This window comes from Streptomyces sp. SKN60, from assembly GCF_026236535.1.
Lineage (GTDB): Bacteria > Actinomycetota > Actinomycetes > Streptomycetales > Streptomycetaceae > Streptomyces.
Genome location: NZ_JAHTMW010000002.1, coordinates 209052 through 230990, shown reverse-complemented (window position 1 = coordinate 230990; position 21939 = coordinate 209052). Strand labels below are relative to the sequence as shown.

The window sequence follows — 21939 nt, the reverse complement described above, 5'->3', positions numbered from 1 at the left end:
TACATCGGGGCTCTAGGCTCACCCCCATGCCTGACATATCCCTGACCACACTCGTCCTGCTCTGCCTCGCGGCGCTGGCCGCCGGCTGGATCGACGCCGTGGTCGGCGGCGGCGGGCTGCTGCAGCTGCCCGCCCTCCTCCTCGGCCTGCCGCATGTGGCGGCCGCGCAGATCCTCGGCACCAACAAGGCCGTGTCGATCGTCGGGACGTCCGGCGCGGCCTTCACGTATCTCCGCAAGGCGCCGGTCAAGGTCGGTACGGCGGTGCGGATCGGGCTCGCCGCGCTCGTCGGGTCGATGGGCGGAGCCTTCTTCGCGGCCGGGATCAGCAGCGCGGTGCTGCGGCCGGTGATCATGGTGGTGCTGCTCGGGGTCGCCGCGTTCGTGATGCTGCGGCCGTCGTTCGGCAGCCGTACGACGGAGGAGGACCGGCCCCCGCTCACCCGGGCCCGGATCGTCACCGCGATCGTCGTGGTCGGCGGCGGCATCGGGTTCTACGACGGTCTGTTCGGGCCCGGCACCGGCACCTTCCTGGTGCTCGCGCTCACCGCCGTGCTCCACCTCGACCTGGTGACGGCCTCCGCCACCTCCAAGATCGTCAACGTCTGCACCAACGCGGGCGCGCTCGCGATGTTCGCCTACCAGGGGCATGTGCTGTGGCTGCTCGCCGCCGTCATGGCGGTGTTCAACCTGGTCGGCGGCATGATCGGCGCGCGGATGGCGCTGGCGAAGGGCGCGGAGTTCGTCCGCGGGGTGCTGCTCGTGGTCGTCTTCTCGCTGGTCGCGAAGCTCGCCTTCGACCAGTGGGCGTAGCCGTCACATCGAGCCGTCGCTTCGAGCCGTCACTTCACCCCGATGAGGTGGCCGAAGGCGACGACATTGCCGAGATAGCCGCCCGCCTTCTTCGAGAAGCCGCCGCCGCACGTGATCACCCGGATCTCGGCCCGATCCGCCTCCCCGTACACCTTGGCGTCCGGGAAGCGGTCCTTCTCGTAGACCTCGACGGCGTCGATGGTGAAGACAGCGGTACGGCCGTCCTGCCGGTCCACCTCGATCCGGTGCCCCTTCTTCAGCGCGCCGAGCGCGTAGAAGACGGCGGGCCCCTGCGCGTTGTCGACGTGTCCCGCGACGATCGCGGTGCCCTTGGCGCCGGGCCGGGTGCCGTTCTCGTACCACCCGGCCAGATTGCGGTCGCCGGCCGGCGGCACCTCCAGGGCGCCGTCGGGGCCCAGGCCGAGGGCGGTCAGGGGCGTGTCGACGTCGATCTCGGGGATCCGCAGCCGCAGCGGGGACGAGGGCGGCAGCGGATCGGCGGCGGCGTCGGTGTGCACGCTCGGGCCGGCGGCGAAGGCCTGCGCGGCCGTGGGGATCGGCGGGGTGACCTCGCCCGAGCCGTTCTGGATCATCCACAGCCCGACGCAGGCGGCGACGGCTATTCCCCAGCCCTTGCTGCGGTTGCTCACCTGGGCTTCTTCCTTTGTACGGGTCTTCCTTTGTACGGGTCTTCCGGATGGTCCTGCCCCCGCCGGGCCGTCAGCGGGCGCGCGGCGGGGGCAGGACGGAGGCGGTACGGCGTTCAGCCGTCCTGCGCGCCGCTCGCCCGGCGGCGCAGGAGCCAGGTACCGCCCACGGCAGCCGCGGCCAGCACCGCCACGCCCGCCGTGACCTGGGCGGTGTCGGGGCCCACGCTGCCGCCGACACCGGTCTGCACATGGCCGCTCGGGGTCTTGTGCTTGACGAAGAGGTCGCCGCGCGCGGTCTTGCCGTTGTCGCAGGCGACGCTGATCGGATAGGTCCCCGACTTGGCGTGGTGCGGCACGGTGAACTGGCCCACCACGACCTCCTTGTGCGTGCTCGGGTTGAGCTGGAACTCGCCCGCGCCGAGCGAGTTCGCGTCGCCCACCCCGTGGCCGTGGGAGCCGCAGGCGAGGGTGTTCACGGTGACGGTGGTGCCGGGGTCGGCGGAGGAGGGGAAGATCTCCAGGGACTGCGAGTTCTGGTGACCGGAGTTCTCGTGACCGTCGTTGTTCGCGTACGCCACGGGCGCGGCGAGCGCGCCGAGCGCGAGGACCGTGAGCGCGGTACCGGTGAGCAGGGGGACAGGGGTGCGGCGCATGGTGGCCTCCGTGGCGCGCGGACGTTCGTACGGAAAGGGGCTTCCGTAGGACCGACATAAATGCGTGGACGCGCCAGCCGCCTGCTGATGGAGGATCAGAATGCGTCCGTTCAGGTGCGGCGTGTCGCTGGAGATCCCGCGTTTGTGCAGGTGGGAGCGGGTTTCACGGCGTCAGCTGACGGTCCGTGCCGAACGGGTGATCACCGCCGCCCCCGGTGGGCCCGGACCTGAGCCGCCCGGCTGCACGCGGCCCGGCTGCACACGGGCCGGTTCGCCCGTACGGTGAAGGCGTGATCGTCACCGTCGTCACCAGCACCGACGCCCGCGCCAAGGCCACGGCCCTGGCGCGCGGGGCCGTCGAGGCCCGGGTCGCCGCCTGCGCGCAGGTCTCCGGGCCGGTCTCCTCCGTGTACCACTGGCAGGGCTCGATCGAGACCGCGGAGGAGTGGCAGGTGGTGTTCAAGACCACCGAGGCGCGCTACCCGGCCCTGGAGGTGTACCTCCTCGCCGCCCACGACTACGAGACCCCGGAGATCGTCGCGACCCGGGTGAACCGGGTGAGCGAGGAGTACGCCCGCTGGGTCGAGCGGGAGACGACCGCGCCCGCCGCCGTCGAGGCCCCGGCGCGGCCGGACGCCGAGCGGCCGTTCTTCGTGTACGGGACGCTGCGCCCGGGCGCGTACAACCACGACCGGTTCCTCGCCGGCCGCATCGGCACCGAGGCGGACGCGGTGCTGCACGGCGCGGTCCTGCACGACGGGCCCGGCTATCCGTACGTCGTCCCGGCGGAGCAGGGCCGGGTCGTCGGCACCCTGCTCACGCCCTCGTCCGGCGACTACGGCGATCTGTTCGGCCTGCTCGACCGCCTGGAGCTGCCCGTCGGGTACGAGCGGGTGGCGATGGACGTCGAACGGGTACGGGACGGGGCGCGGGTGTCCGCCTGGGTGTTCTTGGCGGCCCCGGACGCGCCCCTCGGCCCGGTCATCGAGAGCGGCGACTGGTTCGACCGGCCCTAGGGCCTGTCCGGCGGATCAGGGCCGGGCAGGCCCTAGCCCTCGGCGCAGGGGGTTTTCAGGGGGCGGCGCGCTCCAGGCGGACCGCGCACACCTTGAACTCGGGCATCTTCGACACCGGGTCGAGCGCCGGGTTGGTGAGCGTGTTCGCGCGGCCCTCGCCCGGCCAGTGGAAGGGCATGAAGACGGTGTCCGGGCGGATCGCGGCGGTGATCCGGGCCGGCGCGACCGCCCGCCCGCGCCGCGACACCACGGCCACGGCCTCGCCCTCCGCGACCCCGAGCCGCTCGGCGAGCCGCGGGTGCAGCTCCACGAACGGGCCGGGCGCGGCGGCGTTCAGCTCGTCGACCCGCCGGGTCTGCGCGCCGGACTGGTACTGGGCGACGACCCGGCCGGTGGTCAGCACCACCGGGTAGTCGGCGTCCGTCTCCTCGGCCGCCGCCCGGTGCACGACCGGCACGAAACGGGCCCGGCCGTCGGGCGTGGCGAAGCGGTCCAGGAAGAGCCGCGGGGTGCCGGCGTGGCCCTCGTCGGCGCAGGGCCAGAACACGCCCTGCTCCTCCTCGATCCGGCGGTAGCTGATCCCGGAGTAGTCCGCCGGGCCGCCCGCCGAGGCGCGCCGCAGCTCGCCGAAGACCTCCTCAGGGTCGGCGGGGAAGCCCTTCTCCCAGCCGAGCAGCGCCGCGAGCCCGTGCAGCACCTCCAGGTCGCTGCGGACCCCGGGCGGCGGGGTGAGGGCCCGGCGGCGCAGCAGCACCCTGCCCTCCAGGTTGGTGGTGGTGCCGGTCTCCTCGGCCCACTGGGTGACGGGCAGGACGACGTCGGCGAGCGCCGCGGTCTCGGAGAGGACGACGTCGGCGACGGCCAGGAAGTCCAGGGCGCGGATCCGCTCCTCGACGTGCGCGGCGCGCGGGGCGGAGACGACGGGGTTGGAGCCCATGAGGAGGAGGGCCTTCACGTCCCGGCCGAGCGCGTCGAGGAGTTCGTACGCGCTGCGCCCGGGCCCGGGCAGGGACTCCGGCGGGACCCCCCACACCCCGGCGACGTGCGCCCGGGCGGCGGGGTCGTCGAGCTTGCGGTAGCCGGGCAGCTGGTCGGCCTTCTGGCCGTGCTCGCGGCCGCCCTGGCCGTTGCCCTGGCCGGTGAGGCAGCCGTAGCCGGACAGCGGGCGGCCGGCCTTGCCGGTGGCCAGGCACAGATTGATCCAGGCGCCGACGGTGTCGGTGCCCTTGGACTGCTGCTCGGGGCCGCGCGCGGTGAGCACCATGCCGGTCCCGGCCTCGCTGAACATCCGTACCGCCTCGCGGAGTTCGGGCACCGGCACGCCGGTGATCCGCTCCACCTGCTCGGGCCAGTGGGACATCGCCCCGGCCCGCGCCTCGGCCCAGCCCTCCGTACGCGCGGCCACGAACTCCTCGTCGACCCGCCCCTCGGCGACGACCAGGTGCAGCATGCCGAGGGCGAGCGCGAGGTCGGTGCCGGGGCGCGGTGCGAGGTGCAGGTCGGCCTGTTCGGCGGTGCGGGTGCGGCGCGGGTCGACGACGATCAGCTTGCCGCCGTTGGCCTTGAGCTCGGTGAGGTAGCGCAGCGCGGGCGGCATGGTCTCGGCGAGGTTGGAGCCGACGAGGATCACGCAGCCGGTCTTCGGGATGTCCTCCAGGGGGAAGGGCAGGCCCCGGTCGAGCCCGAAGGCCCGCTGGTGGGCGGCGGCCGCCGACGACATGCAGAAGCGGCCGTTGTAGTCGATCTGCGAGGTGCCGAGGACGAGCCGGGCGAACTTGCCGAGCGCGTACGCCTTCTCGTTGGTGAGGCCGCCGCCGCCGAAGACCCCCACGGCATCGGCGCCGTGGCCGGCGCGGGTACGGCTCAGCCCCTCGGCGACGGCGGACAGGGCCTCCTCCCAGGTCGCGGGCTCCAGCGCCCCCGTGTCAGGGCAGCGGACCAGGGGCTCGGTGAGCCGGACCCGGGAGGAGAGCACGGCGGGCGCGGTGCGGCCCTTGCCGCAGAGTGCGCCCCGGTTCACGGGGAAGTCCGGCCGGTCGACCACCTCGGCCGGCAGCGCGCCCGCGGCGGTGGGCCGCAGGTTCATGCCGCACTGCAGCGCGCAGTAGGGGCAGTGCGTGGGAACCGTGGGAACGGTGGTGACCTCGGACATGGTCCGAGGATGCGACGGGAGTGTTACGGGCGTGCTCGCCCCGCATTACGGGCGGGGTGCCGTGCGCTCCTGCCCGTAACGCGCACGGGGTGAGGCGGCGGCGGGCCGGGGCGGTGGGCCGGACGACAGGCCCCGCCGGTCAGCCGTCCGTACGGGGCGGCGCCGCCAGCGCCTTCGTCACGCCGTCCTCGCGCTCGCCGAGGAAACGCGGGTCGGGGCGGAGCGCCGCGTCGAGCGCGGCCTTGCCGGCGGCGGCGAGCTCGCGGGTGGTGCCGTAGTACCAGGTGGCGTCCTTCGGTTCGCCGACCCCGACCCCGTACGACTCCACGCCCGCCGCCCCGCACAGCGCGACCGCCCGCTTGATGTGGAAGTCCTGGGTGACCAGGACCGCCCGGTCGACGCCGAAGATCTTCTTGGCGCGGACGCAGGAGTCCCAGGTGTCGAAGCCCGCGTAGTCGCTGACGACCTTGTCGTCCGGCACCCCGCGCTTGGCCAGGTACGTCCGCATGGCGCTCGGCTCGTCGTACTCGGTGCGGCTGTTGTCGCCGGTGACGAGGAGGACCTTGACCTTGCCGTCGCGGTAGAGCTCGGCGGCGGTGTCGAGCCGGTGCGCGAGGTACGGGGTGGGGCGGCCCTTCCACAGGCCGGCGCCGAACACCACGGCCACGTCCTGCGCGGGCACGTCCGCCGTGGTGCGCAGCCGGTCCTCGGTCGTGACCCGCATCCAGGTGGCGGGCGCGAGGGCGAGCACCGCCCCGAGCATGAGGGCCTGGACGGCGCGGCGGCGCCCCCGGGTGGTGCGGGGGAGGCGGGGCAGACGTACGCCGCGCATCGGGTGGACCTCCGTGGTCGGGAAGAAGCGGTCACTCCGTCCGACGCGATTCGGCGGGTTTCGGTTCGCTCGCGGCCCGGTCCGATCCGTACAGGAGTACGGAGACGCCCATGCCGAGCAGCATCCCGAGGAGCTGGGCGGCGGCGAAGGCGGGCACGGAGCCGGGGGCGATGCCGGTGAAGGAGTCGGAGAAGGCCCGGCCGACGGTGGCCGCAGGGTTGGCGAAGGAGCCGGAGGAGGTGAACCAGATGGCCGCGCCGATGTAGCCGGCGACGGCGACCGGGGCGAGCGAGGGGCGTCCGATGCGGCGCAGGCCCTGGACGACGAGGACGAGGCCGCCGGTCGCGACGGCCTCGCCGAGGAGCAGGTGGAGCTCGGCGCGCTGTGCGGTGGCGAGGCCGGCGCCGGGGGCGCGGCCGAACATCGCCTCGGCGAGCAGCGCGCCCGTGACGGCGCCGCCGAGCTGCGCGGCGATGTAGGCGAGGGCCTCGCGGCCGCCGTTCCTGGCGCGGCCGGTCCACCACTCGGAGAGGGTGACGACCGGGTTGAAGTGGGCGCCGGAGAGCGGGCCGATGAGCGCGATGAGCAGGCCGAGGCCGATGGCGGAGGCTGCGGCGTTGGCGATCAGCCGGACCCCGATGTCCTGGCTGAGGGAGTCGGCGCGGAGGCCGGAGCCGACGATGACGGCGACGAGTGCGGCGGTGCCGGTGAACTCGGCGAGGGCGCGTCGGGGGAGCGACGCCGGGGACATTCTCATAGCGGAAAAGATATTCCGTGATTCGGAACGAAAAAAGAGGGGAGGAGAGGGGTACGGAGTCCGTACGATCCGCCGGTGATGATCACCGAAGCCGAGCTCCTCGCCCACGCCGTCCGCAACAACGCCGACTGGTGCGCCGTCATGTGCCGCGCCCACGGCCTGACCGGCACCTTCGGCCCCCGGGCCTGGACCAGCCCGCGCCGCGCCCCGCTCTACTACCCGGACGCCGTGACCCTGACCGAGGACGCGACCGCCGCGGACCTGCTGCCCGGCATCGACCGCACGGCCCCCGGCGCCTCCGTCAAGGACAGCCACGCCCGGCTCGACCTCGCCGCCGAGGGCTTCCGCCTCCTCTTCGAGGCCCAGTGGATCCACCGCCCGGCCCCCGTGTCCCCGCCGCCGGCCGAGGGCTGGCGCCCGGTCCGTACCCCCGACGACCTCGCCGCCTGGGCCCTCGCCTGGAGCGGCGGCGACGCCGACGAGGCCGCCCTCTTCCGGCCCGCACTCCTCGCCGACCCGACGACCACGATCGTCGCGGGTCACGCCGCCGACGGCCGGATCCTCGGCGGCGCCGTCCTCACCGAGTCCGCCGGCGTCACCGGGGTCTCCAACCTCTTCACGGCGGACGGCGTCCCCGCCTCGTACGCCTGGACAGGCGCCCTCGCCCACGCCGCCCCCGGCCTCCCGGTCGTCGGCTACGAATCGGGCGAGGACCTGGACGCGGCGCTCGCTGCGGGCTTCGGGACGCTCGGGCCGCTGCGGGTGTGGCTGGCGCGGTGAGCGGGGCGCCAACGAGCCGTGACCCCGGCGAAACGGCCAGGCAACGTGCCCCGTGAAACATCGGCCCATGACGACGTACGAGCCGGACGCCGACACCTTCGACAGCACGACGTCCGACAGCACCGGGTTCGACAGCACCGCCGCCGGGATGCTCGGCCGCATCCTCGCGCGGCGGGGCGCCGCCGACACCCCCACCCTGATTGCCGTCGGCCACGGCAGCCGCGACCCCCGGGCCGCGGCGACGCTCCGCGCGCTGCTCGACCGGGTGCGCGAGCTGCGGCCCGGCCTCGATGTACGCCTCGCGCACATCGAGCTGAACGCGCCGCTGCTCACCGAGGTCCTGGCCGGACTCGCGGGGTCGGGCGGCGACGCCGTCCTCGTCCCGCTGCTTTTCGCCCGCGGGTACCACGTCAAGCACGACCTGCCCGCCGCGCTCGCCGCCGCCCCCGCCCGCCGCGCCCGGATCGCCGCGCCCCTCGGCCCGCACCCCCTCCTCGTCGAGGCCCTCGCCGACCGCCTCGCCGAGGCCGGCTGGGCCCCCGAGGACGGATCCTCGCCCGCCACCGGGGTGGTCCTCGCCTCCGCGGGCTCGCGCGACCCCGACTCCGCCGCCGACATCCGCCGGATCGCCGCGCTGCTCGGCGAACGCCTCGGCGGCGTCCCCGTCCTCCCCGCCTACACCTCCGCCGCCGCCCCCACCGTCCCCGAGGCCGTCCGCGCCCTCGCCGCCCGCGGCCGCCACCGCGTCGCCGTGGCCTCCTGCTTCACCGCCCCCGGCCGCTTCGCCACCCGCGCCGCCGCCCAGGCCCCCTGGCTCGCCGCCGCCCCCCTCGGCCCCCACCCGGCCCTGGCCCGCCTGGTCCTGCACCGCTACGACGAGGCGCTGGCCCGCAGCCGGCGCCCGGAGCTCGCCGGCGCCCTCGGCTGACGCGACCCGGTCCGAGTCGCGCCGCCCGGCCGAATTCCTCTCTCGTCCCCCAACTCCCGGTTATCGTCGGGCAGTCGGGACAAGGGGGTGACCAGTGCGCGGTGTCGTCAAGGGTGTGTCGCTGGCCGGAATCGCCGCGGTCGTCGCCGTGCTGGCCTCGCTCGCGGCCAACGCCGCCACCTCCGACGCCCGTTGGCCCGGAGCCCTCGACCGGATCCGGCAGCAGCCCTGGTGGTGGGTGGCCGGACTCGCGGCCGTCGCCGTGCTCGTCGCCGTCGCCATGGCCTGGCGGCAGGAGCGGGGCCCCGGGGCGACGGGCGACCAGCCTCCGCCGTCCGTGCAGCCCGTCCCGGACTGGGTCGTCGACCGCGCCGAACGCGCCCGCACCGTCAAAGCGGTCTGCCGCGGGCGTACGGTCGCCATCACCACCTCACTCGAGGGCGCGGGCGGCTTCGGCAAGACGGTCCTCGCCCGGGCGGTGGCCGCGAGCCCCCGGGTACGGCGGCGTTTCCGGGGCCGCGTCTACACCGTCACCATCGGCCGCGACGTCCGGGGCCGCGCCGCGATCGCGGCGAAGGTGGCCGAGGCGACGCGCTTCATCACCGGTGACACCACCGCCTTCGACGACCCCGGCCTCGCCGGCGACCACCTTGGCCGGCTCCTCGACCAGCGGCCGCGCACCCTGCTCCTCATCGACGACGTCTGGGACGCCGAACAGCTCGAACCCTTCCTGCGCGGCGGCGCCCGCTGCGTCCGCCTCGTCACCACCCGCGTCCCCGGCGCCCTGCCGCGCGGCACGGAGCGGGTCCGGGTCGACCAGATGACACCCGACCAGGCCCGCGCCGTCCTCACCTGGGAGCTGCCCGCGCTCCCCGAGACCCTCGTCCGGGACCTGCTGGAGGCCACCGGCCGCTGGGCCCTCCTGCTGCGCCTCACCAACCGTCTGATCACCCGCCGGACCTCCACCGGCACCGACCCGGCCGAGGCGGCGGCGGAGGCCCTCCGCGACCTGGGCGCCCATGGTCCGGCCGCCGTGGACGGGGACACCGCCCCGTTCGACCTGGACGATCCGGCGCGCCGTGCCCAGGCGGTACGGGCGACCGTCGAGGCCGCCAGGACCCTGCTGCCCCCGGGCGGCGCCCGACGCCTCGCGGAACTCGCCGTCTTCGCGGAGGACGAGTCGATCCCCGTCCCGCTGGTCGCCCGTCTGTGGGCGGCCACCGGCGGCCTGACCGAGGCCGAGGCCAGGTCGCTGTGCGTCGAGTTCGACCGCCTGTCCCTCGTCTCGCTCACCCCGGGCCACGGAGGCCGCGTCACCCTCCACGACGTGCTCCGCGACTATCTGCACAAGGAGCTGGGCGATCCGGCGGCGACCGCCCTGCACGGCACCCTGGCCGACACCTGGGGCCGCACGCCCTGGAACCCCGGCGACGACGTCCGGGGCTACGTCCTGGACCACGCGATCGAGCACCTCCTCGCCGCCGGCCGTACGCAGGATGCGGAACGTGTCGCGACCGACCTGCGCTGGATCGAGACCCGGCTCCACCAGCGAGGCCCCATGGCGGCCTGGGCGGACCTGTTCGACGTCCCCACCGGCATGGCCGCGGGCATGGCGGACGACCTCACCCGCGCCGCCCACCTCCTGACGCCGACCGATCCGCCGGAGCTCCTGACCGACGTCCTGCACGGCCGCCTGGAGTGGCTGCCCCTCTGGAGCGGCCTGATCGCCGCCCGCCGGCTGGACCCCGCGTTCGCGTCCCGGCCCCTGCTGATCCACCGCAGTACCCCGCCTGACCTGCCCGAACCGGCCCTGCTCCGCACCTTCCTCGGCCATACCGGGCCCGTATGGTCCGTCGGGGTCACGCCGGACGGCACCTCGCTCGTCACCGTCGGAGCCGACGGCATGGCCCGCGGGCTCGACCCGGACAGCGGCGGCGAGTTCGCCCTCGACGTCCGGGGCGGCCGCTTCCGGGTCCTCGCGGTCGCCCCGAACGGCACCCGGCTGGCGACGGGCGGGACCGGCCGTACCTTCCACACCTGGAGCCCGGACCGGGCCACCCCGCCGGTCCGCACCCTCGGGCCGGTCGGAGGCCGCCGGGCGTCGGTGCGCGCCCTGGCGATCTCCGGGAGCTGCATCGCGACCGTCGCCACGGACGGCACCCTGGAGTTCTGGGACGCCCGGAGCGGGAACCACCTCGCCCAGGTCGTCCCGGAGCGGGGCGACGAGTACACCTGCGTGGCCTTCGCCCCCGGCGGCGGATGGCTGGCCGCCGGCGGCCGCCGGCACGTCACGTTGATGTCCTCGGACCTCGCCCGCGTGGAGCGCCGCGGCCTCACGGCCGGAGCGCCCGTGAACGCCATCGCCATCGCGCGGGACGGCAGCTGGATGGTCACGGCCGAGGCGAACGGGGTGCTCCAGATCTGGGACGAGACGCCGCCCCTTCGCACGTCGCAGATCTCCGCGCACAGCGGCCCCGCCACCGCCGTGGCGGTCTCGCCCGACGGGACCTGGCTGGTCAGCGGTGGCGAGGACGGCTCCGTCGCGGTCTGGGACCGGACGACGGGCGCCTGTCGCGCCCGCTACAGCGCTCACCAGGGCGCGGTCCACGCCGTCGCCGTCACACCGTACGGCGACCAACTCGTCAGCGCCGGGGAGGACGGCGCGGTGCGGGTCTGGGACAGCCGGGAACTCGCGCGACCGGCGTCCCGCGACGGCGGGGGAATGCGGACGGTCACGGTCGTGGGCGACGCAGGACGGTTGGCCGTCGGGCACACGGACGGACGGACGCGGCTCTGCGACGCGGAGGGCGAGGACTGGAGCAGCCCGCTGGCCTCGCTCGACGGAGAACACGACGGGCCGGTCGCCTTCGCCCCGCACGGCAGGTGGTGCGCGGCGGTCGTCCGGGACGGGTACGGGGTCCGGATCATGACCACCGCCGGACAACTCGGACCAACGGGGGTGTCCGTCGCCGATCTCGACATCGGCGTCGGCACCTCGGCGCACGCCCTGGCCGTGGCACCCGACGGCACCTGGCTCGCGGTCGCGGACTCCGAAGGCTCCCTCCAGCTGTGGGACTGCTTCCCGGAGCGCCGGACCGCCGCCCTTCCGGGCCCTCGGGCCACCGCCGGGCGAGCGGAGGCGGTCGTCGTCGCGCGCGACGGGTCCTGGGTCGCCGTGCTGCGCCGGGGGCCGTCCCGCGCGACGGGTGACGCCTCCCTGGTGCACGTGGTCCACCTCGCGGCGGACCGGACCGCCGCCACCCGCCAGGTCGAGATCCACTCCGGTGAGAGGCTCACCGCCCTCGCCCCCACCCCCGACGGCACGCGTCTCCTCACCGCCTCCTCCACCGGCACCGTCAGCCACTGGGACCCCCGCACCGGCGCCCTCCTCGCCTCCCTCACCGACCCTGGCGGCCCGGTCGACGGGCTCTCCGTCTCCCCCGACGGGAAGTGGATCGCGACCGCCGGCGCCATGCTCCGTGTCTGGGACGCCGCCTCCGGCCGCACCGTCACCGGTGTCCGCGCCGAAACGCCGTTCGCCTCCTGTGCCTGGCTCCCCGACGGCAGGGGACTCGTCGCCGTCGGCGAACGCGGCCTGTACGTCTACGAGTTCCGCGCCTGAGCGGCGTTCCGCGTCGCGCCATCGCCCCACTTGTCCGTCCCGCCCGTTACCTTCGGGACATGGAAGGCATCACCGAACCCACGAGCCCCGCCACTCCAGGCCTCACCCCCGACACCCCCGGCTACGACGCCGCCGCTCTCGAACGCTGGGCCCCCGAGCCCGACAAACGCCCCGGGCGCACCGCCTTCCAGCGTGACCGGGCCCGGGTGCTGCATTCCGCCGCGCTGCGGCGGCTCGCGGGCAAGACGCAGGTGGTCACCCCCGGGACGCGCAGCCACGCGTGGGACGCGAGCCCCCGCACCCGGCTCACCCACTCGCTCGAATGCGCCCAGGTGGGGCGCGAGCTCGGGGCGGCGCTCGGCTGCGACCCCGACCTCGTCGAGGCCGCGTGCCTCGCGCACGACATGGGGCACCCGCCGTTCGGGCACAACGGCGAGCAGGCGCTCAACGACGTGGCGAAGGACTGCGGCGGCTTCGAGGGGAACGCGCAGTCGCTCAGGCTGCTCACCCGGATCGAGCCCAAGCGCTTCGTCACCGACCCCGTCACCGGCGAGCCCGTCAGCGTCGGGCTCAACCTCACCCGGGCCGCGCTCGACGCCGCCACCAAGTACCCGTGGGCGCGCGGCGGGCACCCCACCGACCCCGGTTCGCCGAAGTTCGGGGTGTACGAGGACGACCTGCCGGTCTTCGCCTGGATCCGGGAGGGCGCGCCCGGGCACCGCAAGTGCTTCGAGGCGCAGGTCATGGACTGGTCCGACGACGTGGCGTACTCGGTGCACGATGTCGAGGACGGGCTGCACGCCGGGCACATCGACCCCAACCTGCTGCTGGCCGAGCCCGAGCGGGCCGACATCTGGGCGGTCGCCCGCGGGCGCTACGTACCGGAGGACACCGATCCGCAGGAGCTCGCCGACGCCCTCGACCGGCTGCTCGACCAGGAGTGGTGGCCGCACGGGTACGACGGCTCGGCGGTCGCCCAGGCCCGCCTCAAGGACGCCACCAGCCAGCTCATCGGGCGCTTCTGCCTCGCCGCCGAGGGCGCGACCCGGGAGGCGTTCGGATCGGGCCGGCTGACCCGGTACGCGGCCGAGCTGGTCGTCCCCCGCGAGACCCGCAACGAGTGCGCCGTCCTCAAGGCCGTCGCCGACCGGTACGTGATGCAGCGCGCCGAGCAGGAGGCGCTCCGGGCCGACCAGCGCATCGTGCTCGCCGAGCTCGCCGAGGACCTCGCCGCCCGCGCGCCCGAAGGGCTCGAACCCCAGTTCCGGGCGCTGTTCGTCGGCGCGCCCGACGACCGTGCCCGCAAGCGGGTGATCGTCGACCAGATCGCCTCCCTCACCGACGCCTCCGCCCGCACCCTGCACGCCCGCCTGCGCCCCCCGAGGGCCTGACGGGCCTGAGGGGCCGTGCGCGGGGGCCGTTCGCCCCCTTTCGTCTTCCCGGCCGTTGCGGGACCCTCGCATGCATGCCCCGAGGCGGTACGGCCCCGGCCCCGCCCAGGGGCGTAGCGTAGGGAACCGGTCGAAACGAGGAGGAATCAACGTGGTCGACGCAGATCAGACCTTTGTCATCGTCGGCGGGGGCCTGGCCGGGGCCAAGGCGGCGGAGACGCTGCGCGACGAGGGGTTCAACGGCCGGGTGATCCTCATCGGCGACGAACGCGAGCACCCCTACGAACGCCCCCCGCTCTCCAAGGGCTATCTGAACGGCAAGGAGGAACGGGACTCCGTCTTCGTCCACGAGCCCGCCTGGTACGCCCAGGCCGACGTCGAGCTGCACCTCGGCCAGACCGTCACCGCCGTCGACCGCGAGGCGCACACCGTCCGCCTCGGCGACGGCACCGTCATCCGCTACGACAAGCTGCTCCTCGCCACCGGCGCCGAGCCGCGCCGCCTCGACCTCCCCGGCACCGACCTGGCCGGCGTCCACCATCTGCGCCGGCTCGCCCACTCCGAGCGGCTCCGCGACGAGCTCCGGAAGCTCGGCCGGGAGAACGGCCAGCTGGTCATCGCCGGCGCCGGCTGGATCGGCCTGGAGGTCGCCTCTGCGGCCCGTGGGTACGGCGTCGAGGTCACGATCGTCGAGGCCGACCCCACCCCGCTGCACCGGGTCCTCGGCCCCGAGCTCGGCCAGCTCTTCGCCGACCTGCACACCGACCACGGCGTCCGCTTCCACTTCGGCGCCCGGCTCGCCGAGATCACCGGACAGGACGGCATGGTCCTCGCGGTCCGCACCGACGACGGCGACGAGCACCCCGCCCACGCCGTCCTCGTCGCCATCGGCGCCGCCCCGCGCACCGCCCTCGCCGAGAACGCCGGGCTCGCCCTCGTCGACCGCGCCGACGGCGGCGGCGTGGCCGTCGACGAGTCGCTGCGCACCTCCGACCCCGACATCTTCGCGGCCGGCGACGTGGCCGCCTTCCACCACCCCTCGCTGCACCACCGGATCCGCGTCGAGCACTGGGCCAACGCCCTCAACGGCGGCCCGGCCGCCGCCCGCGCGATGCTCGGGCAGCACGTGTCGTACGACCGCGTGCCGTACTTCTTCTCCGACCAGTACGACCTGGGCATGGAGTACTCCGGCTGGGCGCCGCCCGGCTCGTACGACCAGGTCGTGGTCCGCGGCGACACCGGCAAGCGCGAGTTCATCTCCTTCTGGCTGAAGGAGGGCCGGGTGATCGCGGGCATGAACGTGAATGTGTGGGACGTCACAGAGCCCGTCCAGAAGCTCATCCGGTCCCGGGCCCAGGTGGATCCGGAGCGCCTCGCGGACGCCTCGGTCGACCTGGAGAGCCTGGTTCCGTGACTCTGGAACGGTGGCCCGGCCCCGTAGAATTCATCCGTGGCAGGCAGGATCAACGATGACGACGTGAAGGCGGTACGGGACGCGGTCCCGATCGACGCCGTCGTGTCCGAGTACCTCCAGCTCCGCAACGCGGGCGGCGGCAACCTCAAGGGCCTCTGCCCCTTCCACGACGAGAAGTCGCCCTCCTTCCAGGTCAGCCCCAGCAAGGGCCTGTTCCACTGCTTCGGCTGCCAGGAGGGCGGCGACACGATCGCCTTCGTGATGAAGATCGACCACCTCTCCTTCTCGGAGACGGTCGAGCGCCTCGCCGCCAAGGCGGGCATCACCCTGCGCTACGAGGAGGGCGGCTACAACCCCGGCCACCAGCGCGGCGAACGCACCCGCCTTGTCGACGCCCACAAGATCGCCGCCCAGTACTACGCGGAGCAACTCGGCTCCGCCGAGGCCGAGATCGGCCGGAAGTTCCTCGCCGAGCGCGGCTTCGACCAGGCCGCCGCCGAGCACTTCGGTGTCGGCTACTCCCCGGCCGGCTGGGACCACCTCACCCGCTTCCTGCGCGGCAAGGGCTTCACCGACCGCGAGCTGATCCTCTCCGGCCTCTCCCAGGACGGCCGCCGCGGCCCCATCGACCGTTTCCGCGGCCGCCTGATGTGGCCGATCAAGGACGTCGGCGGCGATGTCGTCGGGTTCGGCGCCCGCCGGCTCCGCGAGGACGACAACGGGCCCAAGTACCTCAACACGCCCGAGACGCCGATCTACAAGAAGTCCCAGGTGCTCTACGGCATCGACCTGGCCAAGAAGGACATCGCCAAGGTCAGCCGGGCCGTCGTGGTCGAGGGCTACACCGACGTCATGGCCTGCCACCTGGCCGGCGTCCCCACCGCCATCGCCACCTGCGGCACCGCCTTCGGCGGCGACCACATCAAGATCCTGCGCCGCCTCCTCATGGACAACGGCTCGGCACGCGTCATCTTCACCTTCGACGGCGACGCCGCCGGCCAGAAGGCCGCCCTGCGCGCCTTCGAGGACGACCAGAAGTTCGCCGCCGAGACGTACATCGCCATCGCCCCCGACGGCATGGACCCCTGCGAACTGCGCCTCGCCAAGGGCGACGAGGCCGTCGCCGACCTCGTCGAGCCGCGCGTCCCGCTGTTCGAGTTCGCGCTCCGCCAGATCGTGCGGCGGTACGACCTGGAGATCCCGTCCGGCCGGGCCGCCGCGCTCGACGAGGCCGCCCCGATCGTCGCCCGGATCAAGAACGTGGCCTCGCAGCACGAGGTCGCCGTCCAGCTCGCCGGCATGCTCGGCATCCTCGACACCCAGTTCGTGGTCCGCCGGGTCGCCCAGATCGCCCGCTGGCAGCGCGGTGGCGGCGGCAAGGAGCCGGACCGCCGCGGCGACCGGCGCCGGCCGTACGACCCCGCCGGCATCCAGGCCCCCACCGCCCCGGCCGGCCCCGCGCTCAATCTGCGCAGCCCCGCCCACCGCACCGAGCGCGAGCTGCTCAAGCTCGCCCTCCAGCGCCCGGAGCTGGTCTCCCCGGCCTTCGACGCGTACGGGGTGGACGAGTTCACCGCCCCGCCCTACGCGGCCGTCCGCCAGTGCGTCATGGACGCGGGCGGCGCCACCGACGCGCCCGCCGACTATCTCGACGCGGTCCGCGAGGCCGCCCCGGACGACACCGTGCGCGCCCTCGTCACCGAGCTCGCCGTCGAGGTGATCTTCGCGAAGATCGTCGACGAGGCGTACGCGGGCGACCAGCTGGTGACCGTACGGCTCCGGGCCGTCGACCGGCGCATCCGCGACGTCCAGGGCACCCTGGCCCGGCTCGGTCCGCACGGCGACCCCGCCCAGCTGGCCGCCGTGCAGAACGAGCTGTGGGTGCTCACCCAGTACGGGCAGTCGCTGCGCAACCACGGCGCGGCCGCGCTCTGAGCCCGGCCGACGGCCCGTCCTGACGTTCGGTCACCCGGCGAACTCAAAAAGTCACCGCACGCCCCTCGTGGCGGTGTTGTGTCGTGCGACACACTGAGCGGACGGTGTCATCCCGTCCTGGAGGTCGCCCCCCGTGCAGACCCAGCCCCAGACCCTCGCCGTGACCGAACCGCCCCCGGGCGAACCGTCTCCGCTCGAACCCTCCCCGCTCGAACTCGTCGCCGTTGAGCAGGAACCCGAGGCCGTGCCCGCCCAGCGCCGCCGCGTCGACCTCGGCGGCAACGGACCCTCCTCCGATCTCTTCCGGCAGTACCTGCGCGAGATAGGCCGGGTGCCGCTGCTCACCGCAGAGGAGGAGGTCGAGCTCGCCCGCCGGGTCGAGGCCGGGCTCTTCGCCGAGGAGAAGCTCGCCAACACCCCCGACCTCGACTCCCAGTTGGCGCTCGACCTGGACCGGATCGTGGTCCTCGGCCGGATCGCCAAACGCCGGCTCATCGAGGCCAACCTGCGGCTCGTCGTCTCCGTCGCCAAACGGTACGTGGGACGCGGCCTCACCATGCTCGACCTGGTGCAGGAGGGCAACCTCGGCCTCATCAGGGCCGTGGAGAAGTTCGACTACGCACGCGGCTACAAGTTCTCCACGTACGCGACCTGGTGGATCCGCCAGGCGATGTCCCGGGCCCTCGCCGACCAGGCCCGGACCATCCGCGTCCCCGTGCACGTCGTCGAACTCATCAACCGGGTCGTCCGCGTCCAGCGCCGGATGCTCCAGGAACGCGGCTATGAACCCACCGCCGAAGAGGTCGCCGCCCAGCTCGACCTGGCCCCCGAACGGGTCGGCGAGGTGCTGCGGCTCGCCCAGGAGCCGGTCTCGCTGCACGCCCCCGTCGGCGAGGAGGAGGACGTCGCCCTCGGCGACCTCATCGAGGACGGCGACGCCGCGTCCCCCGTCGAGTCCGCCGCCTTCCTGCTGCTGCGCCAGCACCTGGAGGCCGTGCTCTCGACCCTCGGCGAACGCGAGCGCAAGGTCGTCCAGCTCCGCTACGGCCTGGACGACGGCAGGCCCCGCACCCTGGAGGAGATCGGCCGGATCTTCGGCGTGACGCGCGAACGCATCCGCCAGATCGAGTCGAAGACCCTCAACAAGCTGCGGGACCATGCCTACGCCGACCAGCTGCGCGGCTATCTGGACTAGCCGATCAGCCGTCCGGCTAGTCCACCTCGGCGACCGCCTGGGCGAACTGCGCCGCGTACAGCCGCGCGTACGCACCGCCCGACGCCAGCAGCTCCTCGTGCGTGCCCTGCTCGACGATCGAGCCGTTCTCCATCACCAGGATCACGTCCGCGTCCCGGATGGTGGAGAGCCGGTGCGCGATCACGAAGGAGGTGCGCCCGTGGGCGAGCCGCGCCATCGCCTTCTGGATCAGCACCTCGGTACGGGTGTCGACCGAGCTGGTCGCCTCGTCGAGGACCAGGATCACCGGGTCGGACAGGAACGCCCGCGCGATGGTGATCAGCTGCTTCTCGCCCGCGCTGACGCCCGCGCCGTCGTCGTCGATGACGGTGTCGTAGCCCTCGGGCAGGGTGCGGATGAAGCGGTCGGCGTGGGCCGCCTTCGCCGCCTCCTCGATCTCCGCCCGGGTCACCTCGCGCGTCGCGCCGTACGCGATGTTCTCCGCGATGGTGCCGCCGAACAGCCAGGTGTCCTGCAGCACCATGCCGATTCCGGTGCGCAGGTCCTCCCGCGACATCTTCCCGATGTCGGTGCCGTCCAGCGTGATCCGGCCGCCGGTCACCTCGTAGAACCGCATGAGCAGGTTCACCAGCGTCGTCTTGCCGGCGCCGGTCGGGCCGACGATCGCGACCGTCTGCCCCGGCTCCACCGAGAGCGACAGGTCCTCGATGAGCGGCTTGTCCTCCTCGTAACGGAAGGAGACACCCTCTAGGGCCACCTTGCCCTTGAGGTCCGCCGGCTGCTCGCTGTGCGGCGCGTCCGGCTCCTGCTCCTCCGCGTCGAGCAGCTCGAAGATCCGCTCGGCGGAGGCCACGCCCGACTGCACCAGGTTCGCCATCGACGCGACCTGCGTCAGCGGCATCGAGAACTGCCGGGAGTACTGGATGAAGGCCTGCACGTCACCGATGGACAGGCTGCCGCTGGCCACCCGCAGACCGCCGACGACGGCCACGAGCACATAGTTCAGGTTCGACACGAACAGCATCACCGGCTGCATGACGCCGCTGTTGAACTGCGCCTTGAACCCGGCCTCGTACAGCGCCTCGTTCTGCTCGCGGAAGTCCCGCGCGGACTCGTCCTGCCGCCCGAAGACCTTCACCAGGGTGTGCCCGGTGTACATCTCCTCGATGTGGGCGTTGAGCCTGCCCGTGGACTTCCACTGCTGCACGAAGTGCGGCTGCGAGCGCTTGCCGATCCTCGTCGCCACGACCACCGACAGCGGTACCGTGACCAGCGCCACCAGGGCGAGCAGCGGCGAGATCCAGAACATCATCGCGAGCACGCCGACGATGGTGAGCAGCGAGTTGATCAGCTGGCCCATCGACTGCTGGAGGGTCTGCGAGATGTTGTCGATGTCGTTGGTCGCCCGCGAGAGCACCTCGCCGCGCTTGGCCTTGTCGAAGTACGACAGCGGCAGCCGCGACAGCTTCGCCTGGACGTCCTCGCGCATCCGGTAGATCGTCCGGTTGATCACCTTGATCGACATCCGGGTCGACACCAGCATCAGCAGGCCGGCGAGCACGTACACGCCGAGCGCGATGCCGAGGACCTCGCCGACCGCCGTGAAGTCGATGCCCTGCCCCGGGGTGAAGTCCACCCCGGACAGCATGTCCGCCATGCCGCCGTCGCCCTTGGCGCGCAGCCCCGCGAGGGCCTGCTCCTTGGTGGCGCCCTCGGGCATCTGCCGCCCGACCACGCCCGCGAAGACCAGGTCGGTCGCCTTGCCGAGGATCTTCGGCCCGACCACCGAGGCCGCCACCGACAGCACACCGGCGACCAGCATCAGCCACAGCGTGCCGCGCTCCGGCGCCAGCTGCTTGAGCAGCCGCTTGCCCGAACCCTTGAAGTCCATCGACCTCGAGTCCGGGCCGCCGGCGCCGGCCATCATTCGTCCGCCAGGACCGGCCATCAGGCTGCCTCCGCCTCGGTCAGCTGGGAGAGCACGATCTCCCGGTACGTCTCGTTCTCCGCCATCAGCTCGTGGTGCCGGCCCGTGCCGACCACCCGGCCCTCGTCGAGGACCACGATCCGGTCGGCGTCCCGGATCGTCGACACCCGCTGGGCGACGATGACCACGGTCGACTCGGCCGTCTCCGCGGCGAGCGCGGAGCGCAGCAGCGCGTCCGTCTCGTAGTCGAGCGCGGAGAAGGAGTCGTCGAAGAGATAGATCTCCGGCTTCTGCACCAGGGTGCGGGCGATCGCGAGCCGCTGCCGCTGCCCGCCGGAGACATTGGTGCCGCCCTGCGCGATGGGCGCGTTCAGTCCGCCCTCCAGCTTGGTCACGAAGTCCTTGGCCTGGGCCACCTCCAGGGCGTGCCACAGCTCCTCGTCGGTCGCGTCGGGCTTGCCGTACCGCAGATTGGTCGCCACCGTCCCGGAGAACAGATACGGCTTCTGCGGCACCAGGCCGACCGTCCGCGCCATCAGGCCCGGTTCGAGCTCGCGCACGTCCACGCCGTCGACCAGGACCTCGCCGCCGGTCACGTCGAAGAGCCGCGGCACCAGGCCGAGCAGCGTCGACTTGCCGGAGCCGGTCGAGCCGATGATCGCGGTGGTCTCGCCGGGGCGGGCGACCAGCTCGACCTCCCGCAGCACCGACTCCTCGGCGCCCGGGTAGCGGAAGTCCGCGTTCCTGACCTCCAGATGCCCGTGCCGGGCCAGGGCGGTCACCGGCTCGGCCGGCGGCACCACGCTGGACTCGGTCGCCAGGACCTCCTCGATGCGCTCGGCGCACACCTCGGCCCGCGGCACCATCATGAACATGAAGGTGGCCATCATCACGGCCATCACGATCTGCATCAGATACGCGAGGAAGGCGGTCAGCGCGCCGATCTCCATCGCGCCGCTGTCGATGCGGTGCGCGCCGAACCAGACGACGGCGATCGACGACACGTTCACGACCGTCATCACGGTCGGGAACATCAGTGCCATCAGCCGTCCGGTGGACATCGACACGTCGGTCAGTTCGACGTTCGAGCCCTTGAACCGCTCGCGCTCGTAGCCGTCGCGGACGAAGGCGCGGATCACCCGGTTGCCGGTGATCTGCTCGCGCAGCACCCGGTTCACGGTGTCGAGCCGCTCCTGCATGGTGCGGAACAGCGGGCGCATCTTCCGCACGATCAGCGAGACCGCGATGCCGAGCACCGGCACGACGGCGATCAGGACGGCCGACAGCGGCACGTCCTGGCCGAGCGCCATGATGATGCCGCCGACACACATGATCGGCGCGGAGACCATCAGGGTGAACGCCATCAGGACCAGCATCTGGACCTGCTGCACGTCATTGGTGGTGCGGGTGATCAGCGACGGCGCGCCGAAGTGTCCGACCTCCCGGGCCGAGAAGGACTGCACACGGCCGAAGACCGCGGCCCGGACGTCCCGCCCGAGCGCGGCCGCGGTCCGCGCACCGAAGTACACGGCCCCGATGTTGCAGACGACCTGCACGAGGGACACGCCGATCATCAGCGCGCCGAACCGCAGGATGTAGCCGGTGTCCCCGTTCACGACACCGTTGTCGATGATGTCGGCGTTCAGGGTCGGCAGGTAGAGAGTGGCGCTGGTCTGCAGCAGCTGCAGCAGTACGAGCAGGGCGATGGGTTTTCTGTACGGCCCGAGGAAGGTTCGGAGGAGTCTTATGAGCACGGGTTCTACTATCGCCCGCGCTCCCGAGACGTTACGACTCGTTTTAGGGCGCCCCGCTGAGCCCTGGTGAAGTCTTTACGAACGGGCTACGGGCGGCGGTACGGACCGGGGCCCCGGGCGC

The 21939-nt window shown here is 73.3% G+C and carries 16 protein-coding genes; 9 read left to right on the top strand and 7 right to left on the bottom strand.

What is annotated here, in order from left to right:
- Positions 1-26 precede the first annotated feature (26 nt).
- Positions 27-812: a TSUP family transporter gene (locus tag KV205_RS04155; protein WP_265862198.1), complete on the top strand. Its 786-nt coding sequence runs from the start codon at positions 27-29 to the stop codon at positions 810-812.
- Positions 813-841: 29 nt separating this feature from the next.
- Here the strand turns inward: KV205_RS04155 and KV205_RS04150 are convergent, their stop codons facing one another.
- The gene (locus KV205_RS04150) at positions 842-1462 is read right to left on the bottom strand and encodes a class F sortase (RefSeq protein ID WP_265862197.1); all 621 of its coding nucleotides are present in this window, start codon (positions 1460-1462) and stop codon (positions 842-844) included.
- 113 nt (positions 1463-1575) lie between these two features.
- A complete protein-coding gene (locus KV205_RS04145; RefSeq protein ID WP_265862196.1) occupies positions 1576-2115 on the bottom strand; it encodes a hypothetical protein in 540 nt (179 codons plus the stop codon).
- Positions 2116-2405: 290 nt separating this feature from the next.
- On the opposite strand from KV205_RS04145, the gene cutA reads away from it, so the two are divergent.
- Positions 2406-3131 carry a divalent cation tolerance protein CutA gene (gene cutA / locus KV205_RS36495; protein ID WP_374214617.1) on the top strand — a complete coding sequence of 242 codons (726 nt, stop codon included), beginning with the start codon at positions 2406-2408 and terminating at the stop codon, positions 3129-3131.
- Between the two features lie 55 nt (positions 3132-3186).
- Here cutA and KV205_RS04130 read toward each other — a convergent pair whose 3' ends face one another.
- From KV205_RS04130 to KV205_RS04120, 3 genes are all read right to left on the bottom strand, one after another.
- Positions 3187-5283: a molybdopterin oxidoreductase family protein gene (locus KV205_RS04130; protein WP_265862195.1), complete on the bottom strand. Its 2097-nt coding sequence runs from the start codon at positions 5281-5283 to the stop codon at positions 3187-3189.
- Positions 5284-5422: 139 nt separating this feature from the next.
- Complete coding sequence (locus KV205_RS04125; RefSeq protein WP_265862194.1) at positions 5423-6115, bottom strand: vancomycin high temperature exclusion protein; 693 nt, start codon at positions 6113-6115, stop codon at positions 5423-5425.
- A 31-nt stretch (positions 6116-6146) separates the two neighbouring features.
- Entirely contained in the window at positions 6147-6872 is a 726-nt protein-coding gene (locus KV205_RS04120; RefSeq protein WP_265862193.1) for an aquaporin, read from the bottom strand.
- Between the two features lie 78 nt (positions 6873-6950).
- Here KV205_RS04120 and KV205_RS04115 point away from each other — a divergent pair, with 78 nt between their 5' ends.
- The 7 genes from KV205_RS04115 to KV205_RS04085 all read left to right on the top strand — a co-directional run bounded on the left by KV205_RS04115 (position 6951) and on the right by KV205_RS04085 (position 18137).
- Positions 6951-7652 (top strand): hypothetical protein, encoded by a 702-nt coding sequence (locus KV205_RS04115; RefSeq protein ID WP_265862725.1) that lies wholly within the window; start codon positions 6951-6953, stop codon positions 7650-7652.
- 148 nt (positions 7653-7800) lie between these two features.
- Positions 7801-8580 carry a sirohydrochlorin chelatase gene (locus tag KV205_RS04110; RefSeq protein ID WP_265862723.1) on the top strand — a complete coding sequence of 260 codons (780 nt, stop codon included), beginning with the start codon at positions 7801-7803 and terminating at the stop codon, positions 8578-8580.
- A gap of 94 nt (positions 8581-8674) precedes the next feature.
- Positions 8675-12202: an NB-ARC domain-containing protein gene (locus KV205_RS04105; protein ID WP_265862192.1), complete on the top strand. Its 3528-nt coding sequence runs from the start codon at positions 8675-8677 to the stop codon at positions 12200-12202.
- Positions 12203-12261: 59 nt separating this feature from the next.
- Positions 12262-13593 (top strand): deoxyguanosinetriphosphate triphosphohydrolase, encoded by a 1332-nt coding sequence (locus tag KV205_RS04100; RefSeq protein WP_265862190.1) that lies wholly within the window; start codon positions 12262-12264, stop codon positions 13591-13593.
- 151 nt (positions 13594-13744) lie between these two features.
- Complete coding sequence (locus KV205_RS04095; RefSeq protein WP_265862189.1) at positions 13745-15007, top strand: FAD-dependent oxidoreductase; 1263 nt, start codon at positions 13745-13747, stop codon at positions 15005-15007.
- A 36-nt stretch (positions 15008-15043) separates the two neighbouring features.
- Positions 15044-16942, top strand: coding sequence for a DNA primase (dnaG, locus tag KV205_RS04090; protein ID WP_265862186.1), 1899 nt, complete (start codon positions 15044-15046; stop codon positions 16940-16942).
- A 133-nt stretch (positions 16943-17075) separates the two neighbouring features.
- Positions 17076-18137, top strand: a complete 1062-nt coding sequence (locus KV205_RS04085) for an RNA polymerase sigma factor (RefSeq protein ID WP_308404050.1) — start codon at positions 17076-17078, stop codon at positions 18135-18137.
- A gap of 16 nt (positions 18138-18153) precedes the next feature.
- Here the strand turns inward: KV205_RS04085 and KV205_RS04080 are convergent, their stop codons facing one another.
- Together KV205_RS04080 and KV205_RS04075 are read right to left on the bottom strand one after the other, a co-directional pair.
- The gene (locus tag KV205_RS04080) at positions 18154-20085 is read right to left on the bottom strand and encodes an ABC transporter ATP-binding protein (protein WP_265862185.1); all 1932 of its coding nucleotides are present in this window, start codon (positions 20083-20085) and stop codon (positions 18154-18156) included.
- Complete coding sequence (locus KV205_RS04075) at positions 20085-21818, bottom strand: ABC transporter ATP-binding protein (protein WP_265862184.1); 1734 nt, start codon at positions 21816-21818, stop codon at positions 20085-20087. The genes KV205_RS04080 and KV205_RS04075 overlap by 1 nt, the downstream gene beginning before the upstream one ends.
- Positions 21819-21939: the final 121 nt, after the last annotated feature.

Coding starts and splice junctions, on each gene's coding strand:
- KV205_RS04155 (WP_265862198.1), top strand. CDS start 27: ATGCCTGACATATCCCTGACCACACTCGTCCTGCTCTGCCTCGCGGCG.
- KV205_RS04145 (WP_265862196.1), bottom strand. CDS start 2,115: ATGCGCCGCACCCCTGTCCCCCTGCTCACCGGTACCGCGCTCACGGTC.
- KV205_RS04130 (WP_265862195.1), bottom strand. CDS start 5,283: ATGTCCGAGGTCACCACCGTTCCCACGGTTCCCACGCACTGCCCCTAC.
- KV205_RS04125 (WP_265862194.1), bottom strand. CDS start 6,115: ATGCGCGGCGTACGTCTGCCCCGCCTCCCCCGCACCACCCGGGGGCGC.
- KV205_RS04120 (WP_265862193.1), bottom strand. CDS start 6,872: ATGAGAATGTCCCCGGCGTCGCTCCCCCGACGCGCCCTCGCCGAGTTC.
- KV205_RS04115 (WP_265862725.1), top strand. CDS start 6,951: ATGATCACCGAAGCCGAGCTCCTCGCCCACGCCGTCCGCAACAACGCC.
- KV205_RS04110 (WP_265862723.1), top strand. CDS start 7,801: ATGCTCGGCCGCATCCTCGCGCGGCGGGGCGCCGCCGACACCCCCACC.
- KV205_RS04100 (WP_265862190.1), top strand. CDS start 12,262: ATGGAAGGCATCACCGAACCCACGAGCCCCGCCACTCCAGGCCTCACC.
- KV205_RS04080 (WP_265862185.1), bottom strand. CDS start 20,085: ATGGCCGGTCCTGGCGGACGAATGATGGCCGGCGCCGGCGGCCCGGAC.